Consider the following 25,709-nt stretch of genomic DNA (forward strand, 5'->3'; position numbering starts at 1 on the left):
TTGACTAGAACCATCATCACGTTGAAGAAGGCGGACCTCACGCTTGGCAGTGCCGCCGCATCCGTCCATGTCCTGAAGGAAATCGACCTCGAGATCGGCGCCGGCGAAGCGGTTGGCATCGTTGGCCCGTCGGGTTCTGGCAAGTCGACTCTGCTGATGGTGCTGGCAGGGCTCGAACGGCTCGACCGCGGCGAGATCATCATCAACGATGCACCGCTGCATGCGCTTTCGGAAGACAAGCTTGCTGACTTCCGCGGCCGCAACATCGGCATCGTCTTCCAGTCCTTCCACCTGATCGCCAACATGACGGCGCTCGAGAATGTCGCGGTTCCGCTTGAACTCGCCAACGTCAAGAATCCGTTCGATATCGCGCGCCGGGAGCTGACTTCGGTTGGCCTCGGCGAGCGGCTCAGCCATTATCCGGGCCAGCTTTCGGGTGGCGAACAACAGCGCGTGGCAATCGCTCGCGCGCTTGCCCCGTCACCGGCGGTACTGATTGCCGACGAACCGACCGGCAACCTCGACACCGAAACGGGCCGCCAGATTGCCGACCTCCTGTTCGCAAAACAGGCTGAGCGCGGCATGACCATGCTGCTTGTTACCCATGACAATGCGCTTGCCGCCCGCTGCTCGCGCCAGATCAAGGTCCGCTCCGGGCAGATTGTCGGTGACAGCGCCCAGCCGGCACCGGCCCAGGCTGTCATGGCATGACGGCCTTCCTGCCTCGTCTCAAGATCGCCCTTCGCCTGGCGCTGCGCGAAATGCGCGGCGGCCTTGGCGGTTTTTATATCTTCCTTGCCTGTATTGCACTTGGCACCGGCGCGATCGCTGTCGTCAATTCCGTCTCGCTTGCAATCACCAGCGCGATCGCGAGCCAGGGCCAGGAGATCCTGGCCGGCGACATCCGCTTCGAACTCAACAACCGCGAGGCGAACGGCAAGGAACGCGCCTTCCTCGACAGCCTCGGTGAAATCTCGGTTTCGACAGGCTTGCGCTCCATGGCGCGCAAGCCGGACGGCTCGGAACAGGCGCTCGTCGAGGTGAAGGCGGTCGATGGCGCCTATCCTCTCTACGGTACCTTCGTCTCCGAACCGGCCGAACCGCTCGGCCAACTCCTGTCCCGCGACGGCGAGACATTCGGTGCCGTGGCGGCACCGCTTCTCCTCGAGCGATTGGGGCTGCAGGTGGGCGACGAGATCCTGCTTGGCAACACGCGCCTCAAGCTGAGCGGCACCATCACCACCGAACCGGATGCGCTGTCGGAAGGCTTCGGCTTTGCGCCACGGCTGCTCGTCAGCCGAGAGGCGCTGGCCGCCTCCGGACTGATGGCAAATGGCAGCCTGGTTGAACATGGCTACAAGGTGAAGCTCGCGGACCCATCACAACGCGCCGCCGTCCAGGCGCGGGCGATGAAGGAGTTTCCGAGCGCCGGCTGGTCAATCCGGGTGAGCGACCGCGCCGCGCCGTCGCTGACGGAAAATGTCGACCGCTTCTCGCAATTCCTGACCCTAGTTGGGCTAACGGCGCTCATCGTCGGCGGTGTTGGCGTCGCGAACGCCGTGCGCGCGTTCCTGGATGCCAAACGGACCACCATTGCGACCTTCAAATGCCTTGGCGCACCGGCTTCCGTGGTGACGCTGATCTACCTCATCCAGATCCTGGCGCTGGCAGCGATCGGCATCGTGCTGGGACTGATCATTGGCGCGATCTCCCCTTTCGTGGCGCTGCGTTTCCTGGAAGGCACGCTCCCGGTTCCGAAGGAGCTGGTCTTCTATCCATCTGCCTTGGCGCTCGCCGCCGTCTTCGGCCTGCTGATCACATTCGCCTTCGCCATCCTGCCGCTGGGTCATGCGCGCGAAGTGCCGGCCACCGCGCTCTTTCGCGAGCAGAGTTTCGACAACACGCGCCTGCCCTCCTGGCCTTATCTTCTTGCCGGGGGGCTGGCGCTTGCAGCCCTTGCCGCGCTCGCGATCATTTCCGCGGATGACCGCTTCATCGCCTCCGTCTTCCTGGCGGCCGTTGCCGGCGCCTTTGTCCTGCTGCGCCTCGTCGCGGCGCTGATTGCCGCGATCGCCAAGCGAGCCCCGCGCGTGAACTCCCCTGCCTTGCGGCTCGCAATCGGCAACATCCACCGCCCCGGCGCCCTGACGCCGTCGGTGGTACTCTCGCTCGGCCTCGGCCTGGCGCTTCTGGTGACGCTCGCCCTCATCGACGGAAACATGCGCCGCCAGTTGAACGGACGGATCATGGAGCAGGCGCCGAACTTCTTCTTCGTCGATATCCAAGGCGCCGAGCGCGAAGGTTTTGTCGACCTCCTGAAACAGCTGTCGCCGCAGGGCACGGTGACGCAGGTACCAATGCTGCGTGGGCGCATCCTCGCCTTCAACGGCCAGGACGTGGCGCAGATGAACGTGCCGCCGGCCGGCCGCTGGGTCCTGCGTGGCGACCGCGGCATTACCTATGAAGAGACGATCCCGAGCAACTCCACCCTCACGGAGGGGGAATGGTGGCCGGCAGACTATGCCGGCGAGCCACTCGTTTCCTTTTCCGCAGAAGAGGCGGGCGAGCTCGGCCTGAAGCTCGGTGACACGGTGACGGTCAACGTGCTTGGCCGCAACATCACGGCCAGGATCGCCAACTTCCGCAAGGTCGAGTGGGAGTCGCTGTCGATCAACTTCGTCATGGTGTTTTCGCCCAACACCTTCCGCGGCGCGCCGCATGCTTGGCTGGCGACCCTAAGCGATCCGTCGGCGACCGCGCAACAGGAAGCCGCCATCCTGCGGCAGGTTACCAACACCTTCCCGACCATCACCAGCGTACGGGTGAAGGATGCGATCAGCATCATCGACCAGCTCGTCGGCCAGCTCGCAACGGCGATCCGTGCAGCCGCGGCGGTCGCCTTGATCGCCTCGGTGTTGGTGCTTTCGGGAGCCTTGGCCGCTGGAAACCGCGCCCGCACCCATGATGCCGTGATCCTGAAGACGCTCGGTGGCACGCGCAGCATGCTGATGCGCGCCTTCTCCTATGAATACATGATCCTTGGCGCCGCCACGGCTGTCTTCGCACTCGTTGCCGGAGGCCTCTCGGCCTGGTTCGTCGTCAGCCGCATCATGCGCCTGCCCTCGACCTTCCTGCCCGATGTTGCGGTGATGACGCTGGTGATTTCGCTGGTCCTGACCGTCGGGATCGGGCTTGCGGGCACGTGGCGGATCCTCGGGCAGAAGGCCGCACCCGTGCTGCGAGAGCTTTGATACAACCTGCAGGTTTATTCGCGGACCGGCACCCGCATCAAAATCCCGTCATACCGCCCATAGGTTGCCGAACCGGGCCCGAATTGGCGGGCTTGCGATGATTGAACCTCTTGTATGAAGAACATTCTCGCATCATATTGTTTTACAGGCTTGCTGGAGCTCCGCAGCGGCGCCTGGATCTGCGAAACATCAGACCCGACACCGTAGTAATTCCGGAGCTTAAAGAGGAAACAATGGCTGACTTTAACAACTACCAGAACCGAATGGCGCAGTCCCGTGCGCAGTCCGGTGCGATGATCGATGAAGGCCTACGGACCTATATGCTGAAGGTTTATAACCTGATGGCACTCGGCCTCGCGATCACCGGCGTGGCCGCCTATGGCACTTACGCTCTGGCGGTTTCCAACCCGGGCTTCGCACAGCTGATGTATGGCTCTCCGCTGAAGTGGGTCATCATGCTGGCACCGCTGGCGATGGTCTTCTTCCTGAGCTTCCGCATCCATACGATGAGCGTTTCGGCCGCGCAGACAACCTTCTGGGTCTATGCCGCACTGATGGGCCTGTCGATTTCGTCGATCTTCCTGGTCTATACCGGCCAGAGCATCGTGCAGACCTTCTTTGTGACGGCTGCCTCGTTCGGCGCGCTCTCGCTCTTCGGCTACACTACCAAGAAAGACCTGTCCGGCTTCGGCTCGTTCCTGATCATGGGTCTCTTTGGCCTGATCATCGCGTCGATCGTCAACATCTTCCTGGCGTCTTCGGCGATGAGCTTCGCCATCTCCGTGATTGGCGTTCTGATCTTCGCAGGCCTCACCGCCTACGACACGCAGAAGATCAAGGAAATGTACTATGATGCCGACGACGTTGCCGTGATGGGCCGCAAGGCGATCATGGGTGCGCTGACGCTCTACCTCGACTTCATCAACCTGTTCATGTTCCTGCTCCAGTTCCTGGGCAACCGCGACGACTAAGGTTGAGGAAACTGACATTCGAAAAGGCGGCCTTGGGGCCGCCTTTTTTGTTGTGCGGCAGCGGATGTCGATCTAGCCTGCTTGGATTGTTCCATTCTGCCAGACCGCCGCAATGACCATCCGCATCCGAAACGCCTCTCCGAGCGACCTCCCCGCCATTACCGAAATCTATCGCGACAGCGTGGAAAACGGCGTGGCGAGCTATGAGCTGACGCCGCCCGACCTAGGGGAGATGACGAAGCGCTTTGAGGCGATTACCGCGCAAGGGTACCCCTATGTAGCGGCAGAGGACGAGACAGGTCGTCTCATCGGCTACGCCTATGCCTCCGCCTTCCGGACACGTCCTGCCTATCGCTGGCTTGTAGAGGACTCGATCTATCTGTCGCCCGAAGCGCGCGGCAAAGGCATCGGCAAGGCGCTCTTGAAGGAGTTGCTCGCTCGCTGCGAAACCCTTGGCTTCCGCCAGATGGTGGCGGTCATCGGCGGGGCGAGCCCCGCTTCCGTTTCGGTTCACAAGTCGCTGGGTTTCGAAATGACCGGCACGCTGAAGGGCACTGGCTTCAAGCATGGCCGTTGGCTGGACACCGTGTTGATGCAGATTGCGCTCGGCGACGGCGCCCAAACCCTGCCCGACATGGCCGCCTATCCCGGTTCGCTGTTTGCCGGGTAATCCGGCTCGATCTCAGTCGATCAGCTTCAGCGCCTTGTCGAAGACCTTGAGCACCTGCGGCAGTTCGTGGCCGCGCTTGAGGATCATGCCGTTGGTATTGATCACCGAATAGGCGCCCTGCTTGGCGGCGAGCTTCGGGTTCTTTTCGATGCGGAAAAGCGGCATTTCGCCGGACCGCTTGAAGACGCAGAACACGGCGCGGTCCTTGAGGTGGTCGATCGAGTAGTCCTTCCACTCGCCTTCGCCCACCATGCGGCCATAGATCCTCAGGATCGCATCGAGCTCCCTCCGGTGGAAGGTGACCGGCGCGGGATCGCGGCTTTGGCGGTATTCGCTGAGACTGACGACACTTGCGTCCTGGGGTCGGTTCGACCCTTGCAAATCCGGCTGATCAGTCATCTAGGCTCCACATCGTCGATATCGACCACCTGACAATGTGCCCCAGGCAGGTAAAAATGCAAGCCTGCCGGCCGGAAGTTGAATGCGGAAGATCTAATTAATCTTGCCCAATTTAGGACAAAAGAGCGCCTGAATTCCGGGCGACAGTCTCATCGTTGGTTGGCGCCGTTTTTCGCGCCATATGGCCCGGTTCGCCACATTGACCCTTACCCCCAGCCCCCCAATGTGCCGGACCGGGCCGCCAACAACTTCCAGGACCAGCTAGTGTTTCTTGCGACCTGCCATGAGAATGGTGGCGCCGATGATCGCCGATGGCTCTCCGCCTTCGCTCGAGGTCTGCAGCAGGATGGCGCAGCCGTCCTTCTTGGATTTCCCCATCAGCTTGCCGGGAAGCGTGAGCTTCATGCTCTCGCCATTCCAGGTGCCGACCGACTGGACGTCATAGACGGCGTGCCAGTAGTCCATGTTCTTGCCGCTGTTTTCGCCCTTCGTCACTTCCACCTGCTGGCGCTTGGTGAAGTAGGCGACCACGACATCGGCATTGCCATGCCCCTTGCCGATCTCGATTTCGATCTCGTCGCCATGCATCGCCGCATGCACCGGCACGGTCAGCCCGTGTCCCGATTCGCCCAGGCCCTTCACCCTGTCGTTGATGACGGCAAGGTCGGTGCCCTTAACGTGCTCACGGCCATTAATGATCGCCTGCGGCGTATAAACTCCGGTGCGGCCGAGCGTCTTGGCGTACCCGTACTGGCGCTCGGTATTTTCCTTCGAGGAAAGCGTGTCGGTCCAGCCGAGGTAGTTCCAGTAATCGACGTGATAGGAAAGGACTACCATGTCGCCCTGTGCGACCAGTTTGGCGATGGCAGCATCAGCGGGCGGACAGGATGAACAACCCTGCGAGGTGAAGAGCTCCACCACCCCCTTGGGCGCTTTTGCCTCGTCTGCGTGTGTTGCGTTGGTCGCGCAAAACAAGCTCAGGACGAGGATGAACGCGCGGGAAAATGGCATGGTGGCGAAGCCTTTTCATTCACAACAACTGTTTGTTCAAACATCAACTCGCTGAGAAGATGCAATGACTGCAGCCCCAACGCTCAAGACGTCGGAAGGTAACCGTGGCTTGCCTTCAAGAGAAAGTCACGAAGGGGTGAAGACCGGATATTTGATCGGCTTTGCGAGGCGGTCAAGCGATTGATTTGACTGTATCCGCATGCGTTCAGACGAGTTTCATCAGCCCCTGGGTCAGGTAGACGGCGCCCACGGCCGTCACCACCCAGCGCGTCCAGGCGCGAAAGTTGGCGTCTGTCATCTTCTGCACGATCCCGCTTCCCGTATGGGCGCCGAGAATCGCGAGAGGTGCAGCGATGAGGAATGAGATCCAGTCCGCCGGCGGCAGGTTGATGGCGGCATCCCAATAAAAGGCAATCTTCGTCAGGTGCGACAGGGTCTGGATGGACGCCTTCGTGGCGATGACCTTGCGCCGGTCCATCTGGGTGCGGATGAAAAAGACGTCGATGGTGGGGCCGGCAACACCGACGCTGATGACCAGAGCTCCGGACAAGAGGCCGCCGAGGAAGGCGTGCGAGGGGCGGGAGGCGTCCAGTTGCAGCCGTTTCAGGGGCAGCCAGACGAGGATCGGCATCAGGCCGACACCGATCAGCACCACGATGAGATTCGGCGTGTAATCGACAAAGAAGAGGAAGGCGCTGGCGGCGAGCACGCCGAGGCACAGCATGCCCAGGATTTTCCAGTCGATATAGGCGCGCGAGAACCAGGCACGCGAACCGTTGGACACGGTCTGGATGACACCGTGGATCGCGATGGCCGTACCGACGGGATAAAGGAAAAGCAGGACCCAGAGGAGGATCAACCCGCCTGCCATCCCGAAAATGCCCGACAGCAGCGACGTCAGGAAGACGGTGACGGTCATGGCAATGAGGACGACAAGGAACAAGGCAGGCGACCTTGGGAAGGATGCCCACCCATGGGCAAGAGAGGGAGGCACCCGCCGGAGGCTAGCCCCGGCGGGGGCAGATCTTGAAACTTAGGCTGCGAGGTCGCGCAGAACCGTCTGCAGGATGCCGCCGTTGTTCATGTAGGTGACTTCATCGAGGGTATCGATGCGGCAAAGGATGTTGATTTTCTTCACCGTGCCGTCGCCGTAGGTGATCTTGGCGGTCTTCCATTCGCGCGGCTTGATGTCGCCTTCCAGACCCTCGATGGTGACGGTTTCGTCGCCCTTGAGGTTCAGCGAAGCCCAAGTCGTGCCTTCCTCGAAGACGAACGGGACAACGCCCATGCCGACGAGGTTGGAGCGGTGGATACGCTCGAACGACTGCGCGATGACAGCCTTGACGCCAAGCAGGTTGGTGCCCTTGGCAGCCCAGTCACGCGAGGAACCGTTGCCATATTCGACACCGGCGAAGATGACGAGCGGCGTGCCTTCGTCCTTGTACTTCATGGCGGCGTCGTAGATCGACATCTCTTCCTTCGACGGATAGTGGATGGTGTAGCCACCTTCCTTGCCGTTCGGGCCGAGCATGTGGTTGCGGATGCGGATGTTGGCAAAGGTGCCGCGCATCATCACTTCATGGTTGCCGCGACGCGTGCCGTACTGGTTGAAGTCTGCAACGCCGACGCCATGGCTGGTGAGATAGGCGCCAGCCGGAGACGCAGCCTTGATCGAACCAGCCGGGGAAATGTGGTCGGTGGTGATCTTGTCGCCGAAGAGACCGAGGATGCGTGCACCCTTGATGTCCTTGAGGCCGCTGCCCGTCTTGCCCATGCCGACGAAGTACGGCGGGTTCTGGACGTAGGTCGACTTGTCGTCCCATGCATAGGTGTCGCCTGCCGGGATCTGCACGGCCTGCCAGTGCTCGTCGCCCTTGAAGACGTCTGCGTACTTCGTTTCGTAAAGTTCGCGGGTGACGTATTTCTGGATGAACTCCTGCACTTCGTGCGAGGTCGGCCAGATGTCCTTGAGGTAGACCGGGTTGCCGTTCTGGTCTTCGCCGATCGGCTCCTTGGTCAGGTCCTTCTGCACCGTGCCGGCGAGCGCGTAAGCGACGACGAGCGGCGGCGAAGCAAGGTAGTTGGCCTGGACGTCCGGCGAGATACGGCCTTCGAAGTTACGGTTGCCCGAAAGCACGCCCGAAACGATGAGGCCCTTGTCGTTGATCGTCTTGGAGATCGGTGCCGGCAGCGGACCCGAGTTACCGATGCAGGTCGTGCAGCCGAAGCCGACGAGGTTGAAGCCGAGCTTGTCGAGGTCTGCCTGCAGGCCGGACTTGGCAAGGTATTCGCCAACAACCTGCGATCCCGGTGCCAGGGAGGTCTTCACCCACGGCTTGGACTTCAGGCCCTTGGCAACAGCGTTGCGAGCCAGGAGGCCGGCAGCGATGAGCACGCTCGGGTTGGAGGTGTTGGTGCAGGAGGTGATCGCAGCAATGGCAACGTCGCCGTGGCCGAGATCGAAGTCCGTGCCCTCAACCGGGTAACGGTTCGAAAGCTGGCCCGGCTTCTTGTATTCGGTGTCGAGCGAGGTTGCGAAGCCGGATGCGATGTTTTCGAGCGCGATGCGGCCTTCCGGACGCTTCGGGCCGGCCATGGACGGAACAACGTCGCCAAGGTCGAGCTCGAGCGTGTCGGTGAAGACGAGTTCCGAACCGTCGCCTTCGCGCCACATGCCCTGAGCCTTTGAATAGGCTTCGACAAGTGCGATCCGGTCATGCGTGCGGCCGGACATGGTCAGGTAGTTGATGGTCTCGCCGTCAACCGGGAAGAAGCCGCAGGTTGCGCCATATTCCGGACCCATGTTGCCGATCGTCGCGCGGTCGGCGAGCGGCATGTTGTCCATGCCCGGGCCGAAGAATTCGACGAACTTGGAAACAACGCCCTTCTTGCGCAGCATCTGCACGACAGTGAGAACGAGGTCGGTCGCGGTGACGCCTTCCTTGAGCTTGCCCGTCAGCTTGAAGCCGATGACTTCCGGCAGGAGCATGGAAACCGGTTGGCCAAGCATGGAAGCCTCAGCTTCGATACCGCCCACGCCCCAACCAAGCACGCCGAGGCCGTTGATCATCGTGGTGTGCGAATCGGTGCCAACGCAGGTGTCCGGATAGGCGACGGTCTCGCCGTCTTCCTCATTGGTCCAGACGGTCTGGCCGAGATATTCGAGGTTCACCTGGTGGCAGATGCCGGTGCCCGGGGGAACAACGCGGAAGTTCTTGAATGCCTGCTGGCCCCACTTGAGGAAGCGGTAGCGCTCGCCGTTGCGCTGGTATTCCAGCTCGACGTTCTTGGCGAACGCCTGCGGCGTGCCGAATTCGTCAACGATGACCGAGTGGTCGATGACGAGGTCGACGGGAACGAGCGGGTTGATCTTTTCGGCATCGCCGCCAAGAGCCTTGATGCCGTCGCGCATGGCGGCGAGGTCAACAACGGCCGGAACGCCGGTGAAATCCTGCATGAGGACGCGTGCCGGACGGTAGGCGATTTCAGCCTCGGTGCGGCCCTTGTTGTTCAGCCATTCGGCAACAGACAGGATCTGCTCCTTGGTGACCGACTTACCGTCTTCAAAACGCAGCAGGTTTTCCAGCAGCACCTTCATGGAGAAGGGAAGCCTGGAGACGCCCGGCAGACCGTTCTGCTCTGCCTTGGGCAGGCTGTAGTAGACGTAGTCCTTACCGCCTACGGTAAGGACGGAGCGACAATTGAAACTGTCGAGAGATTTAGCCACGGAAAATAACCCCGCTGATACTTAAGAGCCAACACGCGCGTGCGGACGCCTATGCACTTCATGCACATCAGGATGCGGGTGCGACCATTTCCGCTGTCCGCACGAGAAGGTTTTTGAGGCCTCCAGGTTCGGCGCAAGGTGAAAGTCACGCCGGTCGCTGGCGTGGTTGCGAACCATATAGATAATTTCTAAACAGGGTGCCAGAGCCGATACGGCATCATCTCGAACATTTTTCCACGCGAGATGGTTAAAATTGAAACAAAGGCCCGAACCATGCGGCTGGAAGCCGAGAACCTGAGCGCCCGGCGTGGGGAAGACCTGATCTTCAGGAACGTGTCTTTCGTATTGCAGGCTGGCGAAAGCCTGGTGCTGACCGGCCGCAATGGCTCCGGCAAGTCGACACTGCTGCGTGTGGTGGCCGGATTGTTGCGCCCGGAGGTGGGACGCGTACGCTGGCATTCCGCTAAAAGCGATTCGGGGATGCGGCCGGCAGAAGCCTGCCATTACCTTGGACATCGCAACGCAATGAAGGCCGAGCTCACGGTTTCGGAGAATCTATCCTTCTGGAAGAGATTCCTCGGGGACCTCCATGGCGGGCATGGGCTGACCGTCGGCGAAGCTGCCGAAGCCGTGGGGCTTGGCGACATTACCCACCTGCCCTTCGGCTACCTTTCCGCCGGTCAGCAACGCCGCATGGCCTTCGCCAAACTGCTCGTTGCCTACCGCCCGGTCTGGATCCTCGACGAACCGACCGCCGCGCTGGATGTGAATGCAGAAAGCGTCTTCACCTCTCTTATCAAGCAGCACCTCACCGGCGGCGGCATCCTGCTCGCCGCGACCCACCAGCCGCTCGGGCTGGCGAATGCGAAGGAATTGCGCATGCAGGGGTTTGCTGGCGTGGCGGAGGACGTTTGGTGACCGCGCTCCTCCTCCGCGACCTCAAGCTCTCGGTGCGCGCCGGCGGCGGCGCGCTGATCGGCGTGCTGTTCTTCATGACGGTGGTCGCCGTCATTCCATTCGGCGTTGGTCCCGACCTCAACCTGCTCGCCCGCATTGGCCCGGCGATCGTGTGGATCGGCGCGCTCCTGTCCGCCCTTCTCGGCCTCGACCGGATGTTCCAGACGGACCGCGAGGACGGGTCGCTCGACCTCCTCCTCATGCAGGAGCACCCGCTCGTCCTGACCGTGCTTGTCAAATGCCTGGCGCACTGGCTCGGCAACGGCTTGCCGCTGGTGATCGCCTCGCCGCTGCTCGGGCTCTTCATGAACATGAGCGAGGTCGCGATCGGCGCCACCATGCTGACACTGCTGGTCGGCACCCCGGCGCTGACCTTTATCGGCGCCGTCGGGGCAGCCGTTGCAGTGACGCTGCCGCGCGGCGGGCTCCTGGTCTCGATCCTCGTGCTGCCGCTGGCAATCCCGGTACTGATCTTCGGCGTCAGCGCAGCCTACGCCGCCGTTGAAGATCCCGCCCCGTTTATGCCGCCTTTTCTGATATTGGTGGCCATCACGATGTTTTTTGCCGTCCTCGGCCCGCTCGGTGCAGGCCTTGCTTTGCGAACGGCGAGCGATTGACTAAAATCAAGATCTTGCGCCTGTTGTGCACTAGAAAGCGTTCATGACTGAAAGTCTCGCCATTACCAAGTTCAGCGATCTTGCCAACCCGACGCGGTTCCTGGCGCTGGCGGCACGTCTCCTGCCCTGGATGGCGGGAGCAACCGCGATCCTCTTCGCGCTCGGCCTTTATCTCAGCTTTGCAAGCGAGGGCGACTACCAGCAGGGCATGACGGTGCGCATCATGTATGTGCATGTGCCAGCCGCCTGGCTTTCGATGATGTGCTACACAGTCATGGCGGTTTCGGCGATCGGCACGCTCGTATGGCGCCATCCGCTGGCCGATGTCAGCCACAAGGCGGCAGCGCCGCTCGGCGCCGCCTTTACCCTCATCGCACTCGCTACCGGCTCCCTCTGGGGAAAGCCGATGTGGGGCACATGGTGGGTTTGGGATGCGCGCCTCACCTCCGTCTTCGTGCTTTTCCTGATGTATCTCGGGCTGATTGCGCTGAACCGCGCCATGGATGATCCGGGCAAGGCAGCGCGTGTTTCGGCCGTGCTGATCCTGGTCGGCTTCGTCAACATCCCGATCATCAAGTTCTCCGTCGAATGGTGGAATACGCTGCACCAGCCGGCGAGCGTGATCCGCATGGACGGGCCGACGATCGACAAGGAATTCCTGTGGCCCCTGCTGGTGATGGCAGTCGCGTTCACGCTTCTGTTCTTCACGCTGCATGCGGCTGCGATGCGCAACGAGATCCTGCGCCGGCGCGTGAGCGCGCAGCGCCGCATGGCCGCGCGTCTTGCCGGGCGGGAGGCATGACATGAGCCACACCTTCTATATCGCCATGTCCTATGCGGTCGCCTCCCTTGTTACACTCTGCCTGATCGGCTGGGTCTGGCTGGATGGGCGTGCGCGCCAAAGGGAACTGGCCGAGCTTGAAGCCGCCGGCATTCGCCGCCGGTCCGCCCAGCCGAAGACGCCCGAGGCCAGCAAGGCATGAGCACCGAGACAGACAAGGCCTCTGCGCCGCGCAAGGGTGTGGCACGGTACGCGCTGGCGCTCGTCCCGCTCGTGCTGTTTGCAGGTTTTGCCGCGGTCGCGGGCAAGATGCTCTACGACCAGGACGTCAACGGTCGCGACATCTCCGCCATTCCATCGGCGCTGATCGGCAAGAACGCGCCGTCGCTCAACCTGCCGCCGCTCGAGGGTTCGAATACGGCAGCGCTGACCGACGCGGCGATGAAGGGCAAGCTTACCCTCGTCAACGTCTTTGCTTCCTGGTGCGTACCTTGCCGGCAGGAGCACCCCATCCTCAAGGAGCTGGCCAAGGACAGCCGCATCACGGTCGTCGGCATCAACTACAAGGACCGCAACGACAACGCGCTGCGTTTCCTCGGAGAGCTCGGCAATCCCTACAAGGCAATCGGCGTCGATCCGAACGGCAAGGCCGCGATCGACTGGGGTGTCTACGGGATTCCGGAAAGCTATCTTGTTGGGCCCGACGGGACGATCCTTTACAAGAAGGTCGGGCCGTTCGATGAGCGCAGCCTCAACCAGGACCTGCTGCCGGCAATCGCCAAGGCCGCAGCACCCCCCAGCAGCTAAAGCGCACCCTGCCAGGCGCGGATGGCATCGACCGGCCAGATCAGCATCACCACGTTGAGGGTGAGGTTGTCGCGGATGATGTAGCCCGTCAGCAGTTCAAAGAAGATGGCGATCGTGATCGTCAGCCAGACAGGCAGGCGTGATGCGGCCAGGAAGCCGATCACCATGAACACCGTGTCCATCGCCGAATTGAGGATGCTGTCGCCGGTGTAACCGAGCGCCATGGTCGCGGTGCGGTAGCGATCGATGATGATCGGCGAATTTTCCAGGATCTCCCACGCCGCCTCGATGAAGACCGCAAGCGTCAGCCGCTCCATCAGCGGCCGGCGGCGCAACAGCAGCCATCCCAGAGCATAGAACAGGAAGCCATGGATGATGTGCGACGGCGTGTACCAGTCCGACAGGTGCTGGGAATTGCCGCTGGTGTTGACCCCGCCTTCCCAAAGCTTGATCTCGCCGCATTCGCAGATCGGAATCCGCCCCATGCCGTAGAGGATGGCGATCTGCAGCAGGAACAGGACAACGGCGCCGATGAGCCAGCGCCGCGAGGATGTTGCGAACGGAGAAGGTTCGACCAAGCTCACTTCTCGGCCTCGCCCTGCGGCTGCACCGTGTGCCGCATGATGAGCGGCATCTGCGCGAGCGTGAAGGCGATGGTGATCGGCATCGTGCCCCAAACCTTGAAGTTCACCCAGAAGGCGTCGGAGAAGTTGCGCCAGACCACCTCGTTGAGCAGGGCCAGGAACAGGAAGAACACGCCCCAGCGCAGGGTCAACTTCTTCCAGCCTTCGCTGTCGAGCTGGAAGGCGGCGTTGAAGACATAACCGAGCAGCGACTTGCCGAACAACATGCCGCCAAGCAGGACAACGCCGAACAGCGTGTTGACGATGGTCGGCTTCATCTTGATGAAGGTGTCGTCCTGCAGCCAGATCGACAGCGAACCGAAGACCAGCACGACGACGCCCGAGACGAAGGGCATGACCGGCAGATGCTTGAAGACGATCTTGGAGATGACGAGCGAGATGACGGTCGCGACCATGAAGAGCGCGGTCGCGACCAGCAGCGGACCGCCGATCGCCGACAGCGCCGGAAACTTGCCCACCAGCCATTCGCCGCGAAGGTTACCGAAGAAGAAGACCAGCAACGGGCCGATCTCCAGCGCCATCTTCAGCCCTGGATGCTGCTTTTCTTCCTTGCTGGGCGAAACATCGCTTTCGATCGTCTGCATGGGATCCAACTTGTTATTGCCGTCGCGCCGAGCCAAACCGGTTTTCTGTGGCATCAATGCGTCAGGCCTGCAATGGCATGCGCGAAATCTTGCGCTTCGAAGGGTTCGAGGTCATCGACGCCTTCGCCGACACCGATGAAATAGACCGGCAGCTTGTGCTTGGCGGCGATGGCAACGAGAATGCCGCCGCGCGCCGTGCCATCGAGCTTGGTCATGATCAGGCCGTTGACGCCGGCCACGTTGCGGAAGATCTCCACCTGCTGCATGGCGTTTTGACCAGTGGTGGCATCGAGCGTCTGCAACACGGTATGCGGCGCATCCGGGTCAAGCTTGCCAAGAACGCGGACGATCTTCTCGAGCTCCGCCATCAGTTCGGTGCGGTTCTGCAGGCGACCGGCGGTGTCGATGATCAGCACATCGCTCTTTCTCGCCCGCGCCTGCTCATAGGCGTCATAGGCGAGGCCCGCCGCATCGGCGCCAAGCTTGGTGCCGATGAATTCGGAATTGGTGCGATCTGCCCAGATCTTCAGCTGCTCGATCGCCGCGGCACGGAAGGTATCGCCAGCGGCCAGCATCACCTTGAGGCCGGCGCCGGAAAGCTTGGCGGCGAGCTTGCCGATCGTCGTCGTCTTGCCGGTGCCGTTGACGCCGACGACCAGGATCACGTGCGGCTTGTGGTTGAGGTCGAGTTGCAGCGGCTTGGCGACCGGCGTCAGCACTTTCGTGATCTCGGCCGACATGATGCGGGAGACATCGTCCCCCGAGACATCGTTGCCGTAACGCTCGGACGAAAGCGCACCGGTGATGCGCATGGCGGTCTCGACGCCAAGATCGGCCTGGATCAACAGGTCTTCGAGTTCCTCCAGCGTTTCTTCATCGAGCTTTCGCTTGGTGAAGAGTGCGGTGATCTGGCCGGTCAGCTGCGAGGACGTGCGCGCAAGACCGGCGCGCAGGCGCTGGAACCAGTTGAGCGCTGGCGGCGGCACGACAGCCACCGTTTCCGGCTGCTCGGGCGCGGTCGCGAACCCCTTCGGAAGCACCGGCTCGGCCGGCACTGCGGTTGCCTCTGCGGGAGTGGTTTCGGCTTCGTCTGCGGCGGCTTCTGCTTCGAGCAGCGACAGCGGCACCACTTCGATCTCGGACGGCGGCTCGGCCGCGGGGACCAAGGCTGCGGCTTCTTCCTCGGCTTCTCCCTGGGGCGGTGCTTCGACGGCTTCGGGCTCGACATTTTCAGCCGGCAAGTCCGCAGCCGGGCCACCCGCCGTTTCGATCTCCGCCGGCGCAACGGGATCGACCGGCGAGACCGGCAGGTCTTCCTGGCGCGACGCAGGCTCCAGCTCCTGCTGAATCTCGGCGCTGTCCTTCGGCTTGACGACATCGGGTGCCGGCTCTTCAACCGGTGGCGGCCCGAAGGTGAAAACGCGTTTGATGAAGCTCAGTGCCATTGAATTCGTTCCGGCTATGCTGCCCGAGATGATTGAACCGCCGGCAGTACCTGCATCTCGAGGTGCTTGCCGTTGTGTCCGGTAATCATAACGCGCTTGAGGTCACGGGGAATAAGGCCGGGTGCAGCGACCAGCGAAAAGTTTTCCGTATGGGCCATGCCGTTCATCTCGACGATGATCGACTGCTCCGTCCCGACCATGCGGTCGAGATGGGCCCGATGAAGCGCCTCTCCACGGGCACGCAGCCGTGCGGCGCGCTCCTTGACGAGCGCCCGGTCGAGCTGCGGCATGCGAGCCGCCGGCGTGCCCGGACGCGGGCTGTAGGGAAAGACATGAAGGAAGGAAATGCCGGCCGCTTCGGCGAGCGTGGCCGCACCCTCGAACATCTCTTCCGTCTCAGTCGGGAAACCGGCGATCATGTCGGCTCCGAAGGCAATCTCGGGCCGCAGGCGTCGCGCCTGCTCGGTGAAGGCCAATGCTTCCGCACGATTATGGCGCCGCTTCATCCGCTTCAGGATCATGTCATCGCCATGCTGCAGCGAGAGGTGCAGATGCGGCATGAACCGCGGCTCGTCGGCGATCAGGTCCCACAGGTGCCGGTCAGCCTCGATGCTGTCGATGGAGGACAACCGCAAGCGCAGGATCTCCGGCACCTGCTTCAACAAGGTCTTGGCAAGGTAACCGAGCGAAGGCTGCCCCGGCAGGTCAGCGCCATAGCTCGTGGCGTCAACGCCTGTCAGCACGATCTCGCGATAACCCGCCTCGACAAGCTTGCGCGCCTGCTCGACGACCGCGCCCATCGGTACCGAGCGTGAATTGCCGCGGCCATAGGGAATGATGCAGAAGGTGCAGCGATGGTCGCAGCCGTTCTGTACCTGGATGAAGGCCCGCACGTGCCCATCGATATGCTTCACCATCTGCGGCGCGGTGGCCTTGACGCTCATGATGTCGTTGACGCGCAGCTTTTCTTCCGCTGACACGCCGAAATCCGGAAGCGCCCGGTAGGAGCTCGCCGTCAGTTTTTCCTCGTTGCCGAGAACGGCATCGACTTCCGGCATTTCGGCAAAGGTCTGCTTTTCGGTCTGCGCCGCACAGCCGGTGACGATGATGCGCGCATGCGGGTTCAGCCGGCGCGCCTTGCGTATGGCCTGCCGCGCCTGGCGCACCGCCTCGCCGGTGACGGCGCAGGTATTGACCAACACGGCATTGTTGAGCCCCGCCTTTTCGACCTCGGCCCGCATCACTTCCGACTCGTAGGTGTTGAGGCGACAGCCGAAGGTAATGACCTCGACGCCGCTCAATGAACCAGAGCCTCCGGCTCTTCGTCCCGGGTGAAGTGGCCGGTCGCCGGATCGACCTTGCCCGACCATTCCCATTCAGCCGGACCGGTCATCACCACGTGGTCGTCATTGCGCCACTCGATGACGAGCGGCTGGCGGATCGGGCTAGACGCGACATCGATGGTGACCGTGCGTCCAGTACGACCGGTGCGGGCGGCCGAGACCGCAGCCGCACAGGCGGCCGAACCGCAGGCGAGTGTCAGGCCTGCGCCCCGCTCCCAGGTGCGGGTGCGCAGCGATGACCTGGAGGTGACCTGCGCCAAGCTGATATTGGCCTTTTCCGGGAAGATCGGGTGGTTTTCCAGGAGTGGCCCGAACCGCTCCAGGTCAAACTCCATCGGATCGCTGGTCACCCAGAAGATCGCATGCGGATTGCCCATCGACATGGCCGAGGGAGAATGCAGCACCGGCGCATCAATCGGTCCGATCTGCAGCTCGATGCGGCTCGTGTCGTGAAATTCCTCCGCCAACGGGATCTTGTCCCAGGCGAAGACGGGCTTGCCCATGTCGACCGAAATCGTGCCGTCGGCATGTTCCTGTGCGTTGAGGATGCCGGCCACCGTCTGGAAGGTGAAGGCCTTGCGGCCGGTTTCGGCGGCGAGCGCCTGCACCACGCAGCGCGTGCCATTGCCACAGGCCTGCGCCTTGGAACCGTCGGAGTTCAGGATGTCGATCCAGGCATCGGTCCCTTTTGCCTTCGGGTCATGGATCGCCATGATCTGGTCGAACTGCGTCTGCGGATCTGCATTCAAAGCCACGGCGGCTTCCGGCGTTACCTTGTCGGTGCGGCCGCGCATGTCGACGACGAGGATCTTGTTGCCAAGCCCGTTCATTCGCGCAAATTCGACAAAATGTGCCATGACGTCGTTCCATAACAGGGCAAGCGCCCGTTCCTCCGGGCTATATGGCGGAAAGCCGGAAGATTTACCAGTGCCAACGCTATCGCGACAACAACGGCTGTCGCGACCGGAAGGTCAGCCGAAGATCTCATCCACCAGCTGATGCACCCGCAGGAATGCTGCCTTGGCGCCTTCGGCCATCTTGGCGTCGTCGGCCTCCGACAGATCAAGCGCGTTGAAGTCTGCCACGAACTCGCGCCAATGCAGCCCGCGCCCCGCCGGATGCGGCGCGAGATGCCGCGCACCGAAATCCGCCGTGAGACCGAGCTTTGCCGCTTCCTTCAGAAGAAACGCCGCGCCGAGATTGGAGCCTTCGGCAACATACAGCCATCCAAGTGCGGCAGGCATCTCAAGCGCGCCAGCCGTGGATCGCAACACCGGCGGCGTTTCCCCCGAGACATCCACTAGGTCCTGGCGCAGCGCATCGAGCCGCGCGCGGTCCTCAAGCTTCGGCAGGAGGGCGTTCAGCCGTGGATCGAGGTAAAGAGGATCCACGTCGGCATGGAAATGATGCTGCACCTGGAGGAAAAGCGCGTAACGCTCGCGGCTTGCGAAGGGCTGGGCGGCCATGATGCGCTTGTCGAGCCGGTCATGCGTGGCATCGGTCAGGGCTTTCAGACGCTGGATGCGGGTCTTCTCGGACGTCTCAAGTTCAATCTGCATGCGATTCTCGTAACGCACTATCGGAGAAACATCACCTAAAACTTCACCCGGCAAAGGTGACCGAGGCTCAGGCGCGCGCCGACGGGACCTCGAACACCTGCCCCGGGCGCATGGGCTGGAAGCGATGGCGCGGGATGCCACGGCTGTCGAGCGCCGCCTGCAGCGCCTGGACCGGCTCCTCGACACCCTCGTCCGTCAGCTTGAAGGTGCCCCAGTGGTGACCGGCGACAAAAGCGGCACTGCAAAGCTGCATGCCTTCCACCGCCTCCTCCGGGTTCTGGTGCTGCGCCTTCATGAACCAGCGCGGCTCGTAAGCGCCGAACGGAAAGTTGGCGAGCCGGAAGCCGCCATGTTTCTTCTGTGCAGCGCGGTAGTTGATGCCCTCGTGGAAGCCCGTGTCGCCGACATGGTAGATCTTGCCCGCCGGTGTCTCGACAACGAAGGCCGCCCACAGCGCCATGCGGCGGTCGCCGAGCCCGCGGGCGGACCAGTGGTGGCAGGGCTCGCAATGAAAGACCACGCCAGGCGCCATCTCTTCGCGTCCGCCCCAATCCATCACCGTGATCTGGGCATCAGGCACCTTGCTGCGGATGATCGCGTCATTGCCGAGCGGCGTGACGAAGCGCGGCTTGTCGCGCCCCTGCAGCACCCACAGCGTTTCGAGATCCAGATGGTCATAATGATTGTGGGTGACGATGACGATGTCGATCGGCGGCAGGTCGCCCATGCGCACGCCGGGCGGATTGACGCGTTTTGGCCCGGCAAAGGAAAACGGACTGGTGCGCTCGCTCCAGACTGGATCGGTCAGGATGTTCAGGCCTGCAACCTGGATCAGCATCGAGGCATGGCCGATCATCGTCACCACGAGCCGGTCGCCGCTGACGCGCGTCTCCGGCATCGCCTGATCGAAGGGACTGGCAAACGTTTCGGGCCAGGGGACATTGCCGTTGCCGAGCTTCCAGCGCAGCAGGTTGAAGACGCCGCTTGGCTCCTCTCCATCCGGATTGAAGAACAGGGTCCCGTCGAAATGGTCGGATTGTGGGCCGGAGTAATATTTGTTGCCAGCCATTGCGCTCCTCGCGGTCATGCCGCCACCCAGCGCGGCGAGCGCTCCCAACCCAGTCCATTTGAAGAAGTTGCGCCGATTCATAATACGTTTATATGGAGCGGCCAGAACAGCTTCAACAGTACGCTCGCACATGACACCAATACTGCGAACAGACGTGCAGCCTTGACTTCCCGCACCTTTTCCTGTTTAAGCCCGGCGATCTGCTGACAAGTCATGACTTGGAGCCGCCGACCGGGGCCGACATACTGAGCCCGGAGGTCAACATCCGACAGCGCGTTGCGCCCTCGGGTGCTTTTTGGCTTTGCCCGCTTTCGGGCGTCTTGTTTTCGTCGCAGAAAGACCCGACGTTTCGGGCCAACCGAAACGCGAAAAGGAAGATACGATGTTCGAAAGCCTCCAGGACCGTCTTGGCTCCATTCTGAATGGACTGACCGGCCGTGGCGCATTGAGCGAAGCGGATGTATCTGCGGCTCTGCGCGAGGTTCGCCGTGCCCTGCTGGAAGCGGACGTGGCGCTGGAAGTTGTCCGTTCCTTCACCGATCGGGTGCGTGAAAAGGCAGTTGGCGCCGAGGTCCTGAAGTCGATCAAGCCCGGCCAGATGGTCGTCAAGATCGTTCATGACGAACTGGTCGAGATGCTGGGCTCGGAAGGCGTCGGCATTGACCTGCGCGCCGCCGCCCCCGTCGTCATCATGATGGTCGGCCTTCAGGGTTCTGGTAAGACCACCACCACCGGCAAGATCGCCAAGCGGTTGACGGATCGCGAGCGCAAGAAGGTGCTGATGGCGTCGCTCGATACGCGTCGCCCGGCCGCCCAGGAACAGCTTCGCCAGCTTGGTGTTCAGACCGGCGTTGATACGCTGCCGATCATCGCCGGCCAGTCGCCGACCGATATCGCCGCACGCGCCGTGCAGGCTGCCAAGCTCGGCGGCCATGACGTCGTCATCCTCGATACCGCCGGCCGCACCCATATTGACGAACCGCTGATGCAGGAGATGGCGGAGATCAAGCGGAAGTCCAATCCGCATGAAATCCTGCTCGTTGCCGACAGCCTCACCGGCCAGGATGCCGTCAACCTCGCCCGCAACTTCGATGAACGCGTCGGTATTACCGGCCTCGTCCTGACCCGCATGGACGGCGATGGCCGCGGCGGCGCAGCGCTTTCAATGCGCGCCGTGACCGGCAAGCCGATCAAGCTCATCGGTGTCGGCGAAAAGATGACGGAGGTGGAGGAATTCCATCCCCGCCGCATCGCCGACCGTATCCTTGGCATGGGCGACATCGTCAGCCTCGTTGAGAAGGCTGCCGAAAACATTGACGCGGAAAAGGCCGCGGCGATGGCCAAGAAGATGCAGTCCGGCAAGTTCGACCTGAACGACCTCGCCGAACAGCTGAAGCAGATGAAGCAGCTTGGCGGCATGGGCGGCATCATGGGCATGATGCCCGGCATGGCCGGCATGAAGGACAAGCTCGCCGCCTCCGGCATGAACGACAAGATGTTCGACCGCCAGATCGCCATCATCCAGTCGATGACCAAGGCCGAGCGCGCCAACCCGGACATCCTCAAGCACAGCCGCAAGAAGCGTATCGCCGCCGGCTCCGGCACGGATGCCGCGGAAATCAATAAGCTTCTGAAAATGCACCGCCAGATGGCCGACATGATGAAAATGATGGGCGGCAAGGGCAAGGGCGGCATGATGAAGCAGATGATGGGCGGCCTTGCCTCCAAGATGGGCCTCGGCGGTCTTGGTGGCCCAAGGGGAATGATGGGCGGCATGCCGGATCTTTCCAAGCTCGACCCGAAGCAGCTCGAGGCACTGCAGAAGCAGGCCGAAGCCGCTGGCCTGAAGCCTGGCGGCATGCCGGGGCTTCCGGGCGGCATGGGTGGTGTTCCGGGTCTTGGCGGCGGCAAGCTGCCGGGGCTGGGTGGTTTTCCGGGCCTTCCGGGCCTGCCCAAGAAGAAGTAAGGGAGAACATTCGTGGTTGATCCGCAAGTCAAGGCACAGCTGTCGAGCTACCGTCAGTCGATCGACAACATCGATGCGGCGCTCGTTCACATGCTGGCCGAGCGTTTTCGCTGCACGAAGGAAGTGGGCGTCCTGAAGGCCACCTACGAATTGCCGCCGGCGGACCCGGCGCGCGAGGAATACCAGATCGAGCGCCTCCGCCGCCTGGCGAAGGAAGCCAATCTGGATCCGGATTTCGCCGAGAAGTTCCTGAACTTCATCATCAAGGAAGTCATCCGGCACCATGAAGCCATTGCCGCCGAACACGGTGGCACGAAGCAATCCGCATAACCTGAAAAAACGGACCGTCTGACGGTCCAAACAACCCGGACCGCCGGAAGGCGGCCCAGAAACCCAAGGAGTGAATGACATGTCCCTGAAGATTCGTCTGGCCCGCGGTGGCTCGAAGAAGCGTCCTTACTACACGATCGTCGTTGCCGACGCTCGCAGCCCGCGTGACGGCCGCTTCCTCGAGAAGCTCGGCTCCTGGAACCCGATGCTCGCCAAGGACGACGCAAAGCGCGTCGAACTGAACGCAGAGCGCATCCAGGACTGGCTCGCCAAGGGCGCACAGCCGACCGACCGCGTTCTCCGCTTCCTGGCGGAAGCCGGCATTGCTCAGCGCGACGCCAAGAACAACCCGGAAAAGGCAAAGCCGGGCAAGAAGGCTCAGGAGCGTGCAAAGGAGCGCGCTGCCAAGGCTGCTGAAGCCGAATCCGCCGAAGCATAAGCTTCTGCCATCGCACTGCGATGGTCACGGGCAGCGCGGAAACGTGCTGCCCGTTTTGCTGTTTGCTTTTGGTTCCGCTTTGCTTAAATGACCCCACGGCAACAGAGATGTAAGACCCATGGCCAAGCTCGAAAATCCAGTTCTCATGGCGACGATCGGCGCAGCCCAGGGCCTGCGCGGCGAGGTGCGGGTCAAGTCCTATACCGCAGATCCGACCGCGCTTGGTGACTACGGCAACCTGCGCAGCGAAGACGGCCGCGTGTTCGAAGTGCTGGAAGTACGCGAGGCCAAGAACGTGGTGATCGTCCGCTTCCGCGGCATCAACGACCGCAACGCCGCCGAAGCGCTGGCGGGGCTGGACCTTTTCGTCGAGCGGGAAAACCTGCCGGATGAAGAACTGGACGACGACGAGTTTTATTACGCCGACCTCGAAGGTCTCGAAGCAGTCGGCAATGATGGCAAGAGCTACGGAACGGTGAGCGGCGTCTATGATTTTGGCGCAGGCGACCTGCTCGAGTTGAAAGGCCCGGGCCGCCGCCCGGCGCTGATCCCGTTTTCCGAAGCGGCCGTGCTCGAAATCGATCTCGAGGGTGGCAAGATCCTCATCGATCCGCAGGCGGCCGGCCTGATCGACGACCCGGACGAAGACGGCAAGGCGCCGCAGTTTCCCCACAAGGGTAAATAAGCGCGATGACCTTTCGCGCGACAATCCTGACGCTCTACCCGGAGATGTTTCCGGGCCACCTCGGCTTCTCGCTCGCCGGCAAGGCGATGGAGCGCGGCCAATGGGCGCTGGACGCCGTGCAGATCCGCGATTTTGCCACCGACAAGCATCGCACCGTCGATGATACGCCGGCCGGCGGTGGCGCCGGCATGGTGTTGCGCTCGGACATCCTCGCCAAGGCCATCGATCATGTCTCGACAGACGACAATCGCCCGCGGCTGCTGATGAGCCCGCGCGGCAAGCCCCTGACACAACAGAAGGTGCGCGAACTTGCGCTTGGCGAAGGCGTCATTATCGTCTGCGGCCGCTTCGAAGGTGTCGACCAGCGGGTCATCGATGCGCGTGGGCTGGAAGAGGTGTCAATCGGCGACTACGTTCTGTCCGGTGGTGAACCGGCAGCGCTGACGCTGCTCGATGCCGTTGTCCGCGTGCTGCCCGGGGTGATGGGCAACGCCCTTTCCGGGACCCATGAAAGCTTCGAGAACGGACTGCTCGAGCACCCGCAATATACCCGGCCACAGGTTTTCGAAGGGCGTGAAATCCCCGCGGTGCTCACCTCTGGCAACCATGCGGCGATCGACAAGTGGCGACGGGAAGAGGCAAGGGGCCTGACGGCCGAACGCCGTCCGGACCTGCTGAAATAACGCCTCAACCCGTGACGAAATAATAGATCGTCAAAGCAATACCGACGCCGACGACACACCAGCGAAGCACGACCTGCGGAACGCGCCGCGCCATCCAGACGCCGGAATAGCCGCCAAGCCCGCCGGCCGGGATCATCACCAGCGCTTCCGGCCAGGCAATGACGCCACCGCCGATGAAAACGACAATTGCGACCATGGCGATCAACGTCGCGAACATGTTCTTGAGCGCATTGAGATGGTGGTAGTTGCCGCCCATGGTGATGCCGAGCACGGCGAGCATCATGATCCCCATGCCGGCGCCAAAGAACCCGCCATAGATCGAGGTGAGGAACTGGCCGATGACGGTGGACGGCGAATTGGCCGTGCGTTCGGCGGTCGCCTTCGGTGTCAGCCACGGCCCGGCCGCGAAAACCGCGGTCGCCGCAGCGAGAAGCCAAGGGACGAGCGAACGGAAGGACGGGTTGTCGAGCGAGAGCAGGATGAGCGATCCGCCCAGGGCGCCGAGCACGGAAACGGCTGAAAGGAGCAGCGCACCCCGCCAGACCTTGGATATCTCGTCCTTGTAGGCGAGCGTCGACGTGATGTAGCCCGGCAGTTGCACGATCGACGACGTGGCATTGGCGGTGATCGGCGGAACCCCGGCGATGGTCATTGCACCGAAAGTCAGGAAAGTACCGCCGCCGGCAATCGCATTCACCGCGCCAGAAACGAACCCGGCGGCGGCCAGCAACACGATCATTGTTATTGTCATTGAAAGTTCCTCATCCCTGATTTGCGGAGATATCGCCTTCGCTCAGGTCCGGCAACAGCAGGTTTGACCGAAAAATTTGCACCCCAATGGGATGACAAGTGCTGCTCTTTGGTGTAATGGCGCACCCGGACGTGGGAGATACTCCCCTCGACCAGCAACAAAGAATGGCGAACCCGCTCAGCCGAATGGCAAGTTCCGAGGCATGGACCAAGGAATGAAGGAGCGCTCTGGCTGTTTCAGAAGAACCAAGGGTTTGAGACGATGAACATCATCCAGCAGCTTGAGGCCGAACAGGTCGCCAAGATCGAAGCCAAGCGTACGCTTCCCGAATTTTCCCCGGGCGACACCGTTCGCGTCAACGTCCGCGTGACGGAAGGTAACCGTACCCGCGTACAGGCCTACGAAGGCGTTTGCATTGCCCGTTCCGGTGGCGGCCTCAATGAAAGCTTCACGGTCCGCAAGATTTCCTACGGCGAAGGCGTTGAGCGCGTATTCCCGGTTTGCTCGCCGATGGTTGAAGGCGTTGAAGTCGTTCGCCGCGGTAAGGTCCGTCGTGCGAAGCTCTACTACCTGCGCAACCTGCGCGGCAAGTCGGCTCGTATCGTCGAGAACACCGGCGTTCGCGCTCGCAAGCTGAACGACGCCGAGCGTCAGGCCGTTGCCGAAGAAAAGGCACGCCTGGAAGCTGAAAAGGTAGCTGCAGCACAGGCTCTCGCCGCCGAAAAGGCAGCAGCAGAAGCCGCTGAAGCCAAGGCAGCTGAAGAAGCAAAGGCTGCAGAAGCAGCAGCTGAATAAGCTTCTCGATAGAATTGATCTGGAAAGGCGGCTCTCGGGCCGCCTTTTCTGTTTCTGGAGCGCGATCAGCACCCAGATCGCGCAAATCCGTTGCCGATTTCGCCGAAAACTGTTATCCCGGCAGCCATGGGATCAAAATTCAGATGCCTCGCGAACCAGATCATCGTGCTGCAGGACCACAAGCGTCTGCCGGCACGCTTCTTCGCGCGGGTATCCGGCGCGCTT

Annotated in this window: 27 protein-coding genes; 15 read left to right on the plus strand and 12 right to left on the minus strand. The window is 62.1% G+C overall.

Going from position 1 to position 25,709, the window contains the following annotated elements:
• The 4 genes from M0654_RS15195 to M0654_RS15210 all read left to right on the plus strand — a co-directional run bounded on the left by M0654_RS15195 (window position 1) and on the right by M0654_RS15210 (window position 4,892).
• Window positions 1–711 (plus strand): ABC transporter ATP-binding protein, encoded by a 711-nt coding sequence (locus M0654_RS15195; protein ID WP_248683835.1) that lies wholly within the window; start codon window positions 1–3, stop codon window positions 709–711.
• Entirely contained in the window at window positions 708–3,251 is a 2,544-nt protein-coding gene (locus M0654_RS15200) for an ABC transporter permease (RefSeq protein ID WP_248683836.1), read from the plus strand. Before M0654_RS15195 ends, M0654_RS15200 begins: the two co-directional genes overlap by 4 nt.
• A gap of 233 nt (window positions 3,252–3,484) precedes the next feature.
• Entirely contained in the window at window positions 3,485–4,222 is a 738-nt protein-coding gene (locus M0654_RS15205; RefSeq protein ID WP_118850915.1) for a Bax inhibitor-1/YccA family protein, read from the plus strand.
• Window positions 4,223–4,334: 112 nt separating this feature from the next.
• Window positions 4,335–4,892 carry a GNAT family N-acetyltransferase gene (locus tag M0654_RS15210; RefSeq protein ID WP_248683837.1) on the plus strand — a complete coding sequence of 186 codons (558 nt, stop codon included), beginning with the start codon at window positions 4,335–4,337 and terminating at the stop codon, window positions 4,890–4,892.
• 12 nt (window positions 4,893–4,904) lie between these two features.
• On the opposite strand, the gene M0654_RS15215 is transcribed toward M0654_RS15210, so the two are convergent.
• The 4 genes from M0654_RS15215 to acnA form a co-directional block, all read right to left on the minus strand.
• On the minus strand, window positions 4,905–5,291 hold the full coding sequence (locus tag M0654_RS15215; RefSeq protein ID WP_248683838.1) for a DUF2794 domain-containing protein: 387 nt from the start codon (window positions 5,289–5,291) through the stop codon (window positions 4,905–4,907).
• A gap of 261 nt (window positions 5,292–5,552) precedes the next feature.
• Window positions 5,553–6,302, minus strand: coding sequence for a DUF1223 domain-containing protein (locus M0654_RS15220; RefSeq protein WP_118850918.1), 750 nt, complete (start codon window positions 6,300–6,302; stop codon window positions 5,553–5,555).
• 205 nt (window positions 6,303–6,507) lie between these two features.
• Window positions 6,508–7,245 carry a sulfite exporter TauE/SafE family protein gene (locus tag M0654_RS15225; protein ID WP_248683839.1) on the minus strand — a complete coding sequence of 246 codons (738 nt, stop codon included), beginning with the start codon at window positions 7,243–7,245 and terminating at the stop codon, window positions 6,508–6,510.
• 90 nt (window positions 7,246–7,335) lie between these two features.
• Window positions 7,336–10,029 (minus strand): aconitate hydratase AcnA, encoded by a 2,694-nt coding sequence (gene acnA, locus M0654_RS15230; protein ID WP_248683840.1) that lies wholly within the window; start codon window positions 10,027–10,029, stop codon window positions 7,336–7,338.
• Between the two features lie 273 nt (window positions 10,030–10,302).
• Between acnA and ccmA the strand changes: the two genes are divergently transcribed.
• From ccmA to M0654_RS15255, 5 genes are read left to right on the plus strand one after another with little or no spacing between them, the layout of a single operon-like run.
• Window positions 10,303–10,947 carry a heme ABC exporter ATP-binding protein CcmA gene (gene ccmA, locus M0654_RS15235; RefSeq protein WP_248683841.1) on the plus strand — a complete coding sequence of 215 codons (645 nt, stop codon included), beginning with the start codon at window positions 10,303–10,305 and terminating at the stop codon, window positions 10,945–10,947.
• Window positions 10,944–11,603, plus strand: coding sequence for a heme exporter protein CcmB (gene ccmB, locus M0654_RS15240; protein ID WP_248683842.1), 660 nt, complete (start codon window positions 10,944–10,946; stop codon window positions 11,601–11,603). Before ccmA ends, ccmB begins: the two co-directional genes overlap by 4 nt.
• 43 nt (window positions 11,604–11,646) lie before the next feature.
• Complete coding sequence (locus M0654_RS15245; protein WP_248683843.1) at window positions 11,647–12,405, plus strand: heme ABC transporter permease; 759 nt, start codon at window positions 11,647–11,649, stop codon at window positions 12,403–12,405.
• 1 nt (window position 12,406) lies between these two features.
• On the plus strand, window positions 12,407–12,586 hold the full coding sequence (gene ccmD, locus M0654_RS15250; RefSeq protein ID WP_248683844.1) for a heme exporter protein CcmD: 180 nt from the start codon (window positions 12,407–12,409) through the stop codon (window positions 12,584–12,586).
• The gene (locus M0654_RS15255; RefSeq protein WP_248683845.1) at window positions 12,583–13,191 is read left to right on the plus strand and encodes a DsbE family thiol:disulfide interchange protein; all 609 of its coding nucleotides are present in this window, start codon (window positions 12,583–12,585) and stop codon (window positions 13,189–13,191) included. The genes ccmD and M0654_RS15255 overlap by 4 nt, the downstream gene beginning before the upstream one ends.
• Here the strand turns inward: M0654_RS15255 and M0654_RS15260 are convergent.
• From M0654_RS15260 to M0654_RS15290, 7 genes are all read right to left on the minus strand, one after another.
• Window positions 13,188–13,775: a DUF2585 domain-containing protein gene (locus M0654_RS15260; protein WP_313791084.1), complete on the minus strand. Its 588-nt coding sequence runs from the start codon at window positions 13,773–13,775 to the stop codon at window positions 13,188–13,190. The genes M0654_RS15255 and M0654_RS15260 overlap by 4 nt on opposite strands.
• On the minus strand, window positions 13,772–14,419 hold the full coding sequence (locus M0654_RS15265) for a septation protein A (RefSeq protein ID WP_248683846.1): 648 nt from the start codon (window positions 14,417–14,419) through the stop codon (window positions 13,772–13,774). Before M0654_RS15265 ends, M0654_RS15260 begins: the two co-directional genes overlap by 4 nt.
• A 53-nt stretch (window positions 14,420–14,472) precedes the next feature.
• On the minus strand, window positions 14,473–15,864 hold the full coding sequence (gene ftsY, locus M0654_RS15270; RefSeq protein ID WP_248683847.1) for a signal recognition particle-docking protein FtsY: 1,392 nt from the start codon (window positions 15,862–15,864) through the stop codon (window positions 14,473–14,475).
• Window positions 15,865–15,878: 14 nt separating this feature from the next.
• Entirely contained in the window at window positions 15,879–17,165 is a 1,287-nt protein-coding gene (mtaB, locus tag M0654_RS15275; RefSeq protein ID WP_248683848.1) for a tRNA (N(6)-L-threonylcarbamoyladenosine(37)-C(2))-methylthiotransferase MtaB, read from the minus strand.
• A complete protein-coding gene (gene dapF, locus M0654_RS15280) occupies window positions 17,162–18,064 on the minus strand; it encodes a diaminopimelate epimerase (RefSeq protein ID WP_248683849.1) in 903 nt (300 codons plus the stop codon). Before dapF ends, mtaB begins: the two co-directional genes overlap by 4 nt.
• Before the next feature lie 114 nt (window positions 18,065–18,178).
• Window positions 18,179–18,766, minus strand: coding sequence for a biliverdin-producing heme oxygenase (locus tag M0654_RS15285; RefSeq protein ID WP_248683850.1), 588 nt, complete (start codon window positions 18,764–18,766; stop codon window positions 18,179–18,181).
• A 67-nt stretch (window positions 18,767–18,833) separates the two neighbouring features.
• Window positions 18,834–19,916 (minus strand): MBL fold metallo-hydrolase, encoded by a 1,083-nt coding sequence (locus tag M0654_RS15290; protein ID WP_248683851.1) that lies wholly within the window; start codon window positions 19,914–19,916, stop codon window positions 18,834–18,836.
• Window positions 19,917–20,217: 301 nt separating this feature from the next.
• On the opposite strand from M0654_RS15290, the gene ffh reads away from it, so the two are divergent.
• The 5 genes from ffh to trmD all read left to right on the plus strand — a co-directional run bounded on the left by ffh (window position 20,218) and on the right by trmD (window position 23,938).
• Window positions 20,218–21,801, plus strand: coding sequence for a signal recognition particle protein (gene ffh / locus M0654_RS15295; RefSeq protein WP_248683852.1), 1,584 nt, complete (start codon window positions 20,218–20,220; stop codon window positions 21,799–21,801).
• A gap of 12 nt (window positions 21,802–21,813) precedes the next feature.
• A complete protein-coding gene (locus M0654_RS15300; RefSeq protein WP_118850931.1) occupies window positions 21,814–22,131 on the plus strand; it encodes a chorismate mutase in 318 nt (105 codons plus the stop codon).
• A 79-nt stretch (window positions 22,132–22,210) separates the two neighbouring features.
• Window positions 22,211–22,570: a 30S ribosomal protein S16 gene (rpsP, locus tag M0654_RS15305; protein ID WP_118850932.1), complete on the plus strand. Its 360-nt coding sequence runs from the start codon at window positions 22,211–22,213 to the stop codon at window positions 22,568–22,570.
• Window positions 22,571–22,688: 118 nt separating this feature from the next.
• Window positions 22,689–23,255 carry a ribosome maturation factor RimM gene (rimM, locus tag M0654_RS15310; RefSeq protein ID WP_248683853.1) on the plus strand — a complete coding sequence of 189 codons (567 nt, stop codon included), beginning with the start codon at window positions 22,689–22,691 and terminating at the stop codon, window positions 23,253–23,255.
• A 5-nt stretch (window positions 23,256–23,260) separates the two neighbouring features.
• Window positions 23,261–23,938, plus strand: coding sequence for a tRNA (guanosine(37)-N1)-methyltransferase TrmD (gene trmD / locus M0654_RS15315; protein WP_248683854.1), 678 nt, complete (start codon window positions 23,261–23,263; stop codon window positions 23,936–23,938).
• Between the two features lie 4 nt (window positions 23,939–23,942).
• Here trmD and M0654_RS15320 read toward each other — a convergent pair whose 3' ends face one another.
• The gene (locus tag M0654_RS15320) at window positions 23,943–24,689 is read right to left on the minus strand and encodes a sulfite exporter TauE/SafE family protein (protein WP_248683855.1); all 747 of its coding nucleotides are present in this window, start codon (window positions 24,687–24,689) and stop codon (window positions 23,943–23,945) included.
• Window positions 24,690–24,950: 261 nt separating this feature from the next.
• On the opposite strand from M0654_RS15320, the gene rplS reads away from it, so the two are divergent.
• A complete protein-coding gene (rplS, locus tag M0654_RS15325) occupies window positions 24,951–25,484 on the plus strand; it encodes a 50S ribosomal protein L19 (RefSeq protein ID WP_118850935.1) in 534 nt (177 codons plus the stop codon).
• Window positions 25,485–25,709: the final 225 nt, after the last annotated feature.

Source organism: Neorhizobium turbinariae (assembly GCF_023223505.1).
GTDB lineage: Bacteria > Pseudomonadota > Alphaproteobacteria > Rhizobiales > Rhizobiaceae > Neorhizobium > Neorhizobium turbinariae.

Excerpts from the sequence above, each read along its gene's own strand:
- M0654_RS15200 (WP_248683836.1), top strand. The coding sequence starts at position 708 with ATGACGGCCTTCCTGCCTCGTCTCAAGATCGCCCTTCGCCTGGCGCTG.
- M0654_RS15205 (WP_118850915.1), top strand. The coding sequence starts at position 3,485 with ATGGCTGACTTTAACAACTACCAGAACCGAATGGCGCAGTCCCGTGCG.
- M0654_RS15210 (WP_248683837.1), top strand. The coding sequence starts at position 4,335 with ATGACCATCCGCATCCGAAACGCCTCTCCGAGCGACCTCCCCGCCATT.
- M0654_RS15215 (WP_248683838.1), bottom strand. The coding sequence starts at position 5,291 with ATGACTGATCAGCCGGATTTGCAAGGGTCGAACCGACCCCAGGACGCA.
- M0654_RS15220 (WP_118850918.1), bottom strand. The coding sequence starts at position 6,302 with ATGCCATTTTCCCGCGCGTTCATCCTCGTCCTGAGCTTGTTTTGCGCG.
- ccmA (WP_248683841.1), top strand. The coding sequence starts at position 10,303 with ATGCGGCTGGAAGCCGAGAACCTGAGCGCCCGGCGTGGGGAAGACCTG.
- M0654_RS15245 (WP_248683843.1), top strand. The coding sequence starts at position 11,647 with ATGACTGAAAGTCTCGCCATTACCAAGTTCAGCGATCTTGCCAACCCG.
- ccmD (WP_248683844.1), top strand. The coding sequence starts at position 12,407 with ATGAGCCACACCTTCTATATCGCCATGTCCTATGCGGTCGCCTCCCTT.
- M0654_RS15255 (WP_248683845.1), top strand. The coding sequence starts at position 12,583 with ATGAGCACCGAGACAGACAAGGCCTCTGCGCCGCGCAAGGGTGTGGCA.
- M0654_RS15265 (WP_248683846.1), bottom strand. The coding sequence starts at position 14,419 with ATGCAGACGATCGAAAGCGATGTTTCGCCCAGCAAGGAAGAAAAGCAG.
- ftsY (WP_248683847.1), bottom strand. The coding sequence starts at position 15,864 with ATGGCACTGAGCTTCATCAAACGCGTTTTCACCTTCGGGCCGCCACCG.
- dapF (WP_248683849.1), bottom strand. The coding sequence starts at position 18,064 with ATGGCACATTTTGTCGAATTTGCGCGAATGAACGGGCTTGGCAACAAG.
- M0654_RS15285 (WP_248683850.1), bottom strand. The coding sequence starts at position 18,766 with ATGCAGATTGAACTTGAGACGTCCGAGAAGACCCGCATCCAGCGTCTG.
- M0654_RS15290 (WP_248683851.1), bottom strand. The coding sequence starts at position 19,916 with ATGAATCGGCGCAACTTCTTCAAATGGACTGGGTTGGGAGCGCTCGCC.
- ffh (WP_248683852.1), top strand. The coding sequence starts at position 20,218 with ATGTTCGAAAGCCTCCAGGACCGTCTTGGCTCCATTCTGAATGGACTG.
- rpsP (WP_118850932.1), top strand. The coding sequence starts at position 22,211 with ATGTCCCTGAAGATTCGTCTGGCCCGCGGTGGCTCGAAGAAGCGTCCT.
- rimM (WP_248683853.1), top strand. The coding sequence starts at position 22,689 with ATGGCCAAGCTCGAAAATCCAGTTCTCATGGCGACGATCGGCGCAGCC.
- trmD (WP_248683854.1), top strand. The coding sequence starts at position 23,261 with ATGACCTTTCGCGCGACAATCCTGACGCTCTACCCGGAGATGTTTCCG.
- M0654_RS15320 (WP_248683855.1), bottom strand. The coding sequence starts at position 24,689 with ATGACAATAACAATGATCGTGTTGCTGGCCGCCGCCGGGTTCGTTTCT.
- rplS (WP_118850935.1), top strand. The coding sequence starts at position 24,951 with ATGAACATCATCCAGCAGCTTGAGGCCGAACAGGTCGCCAAGATCGAA.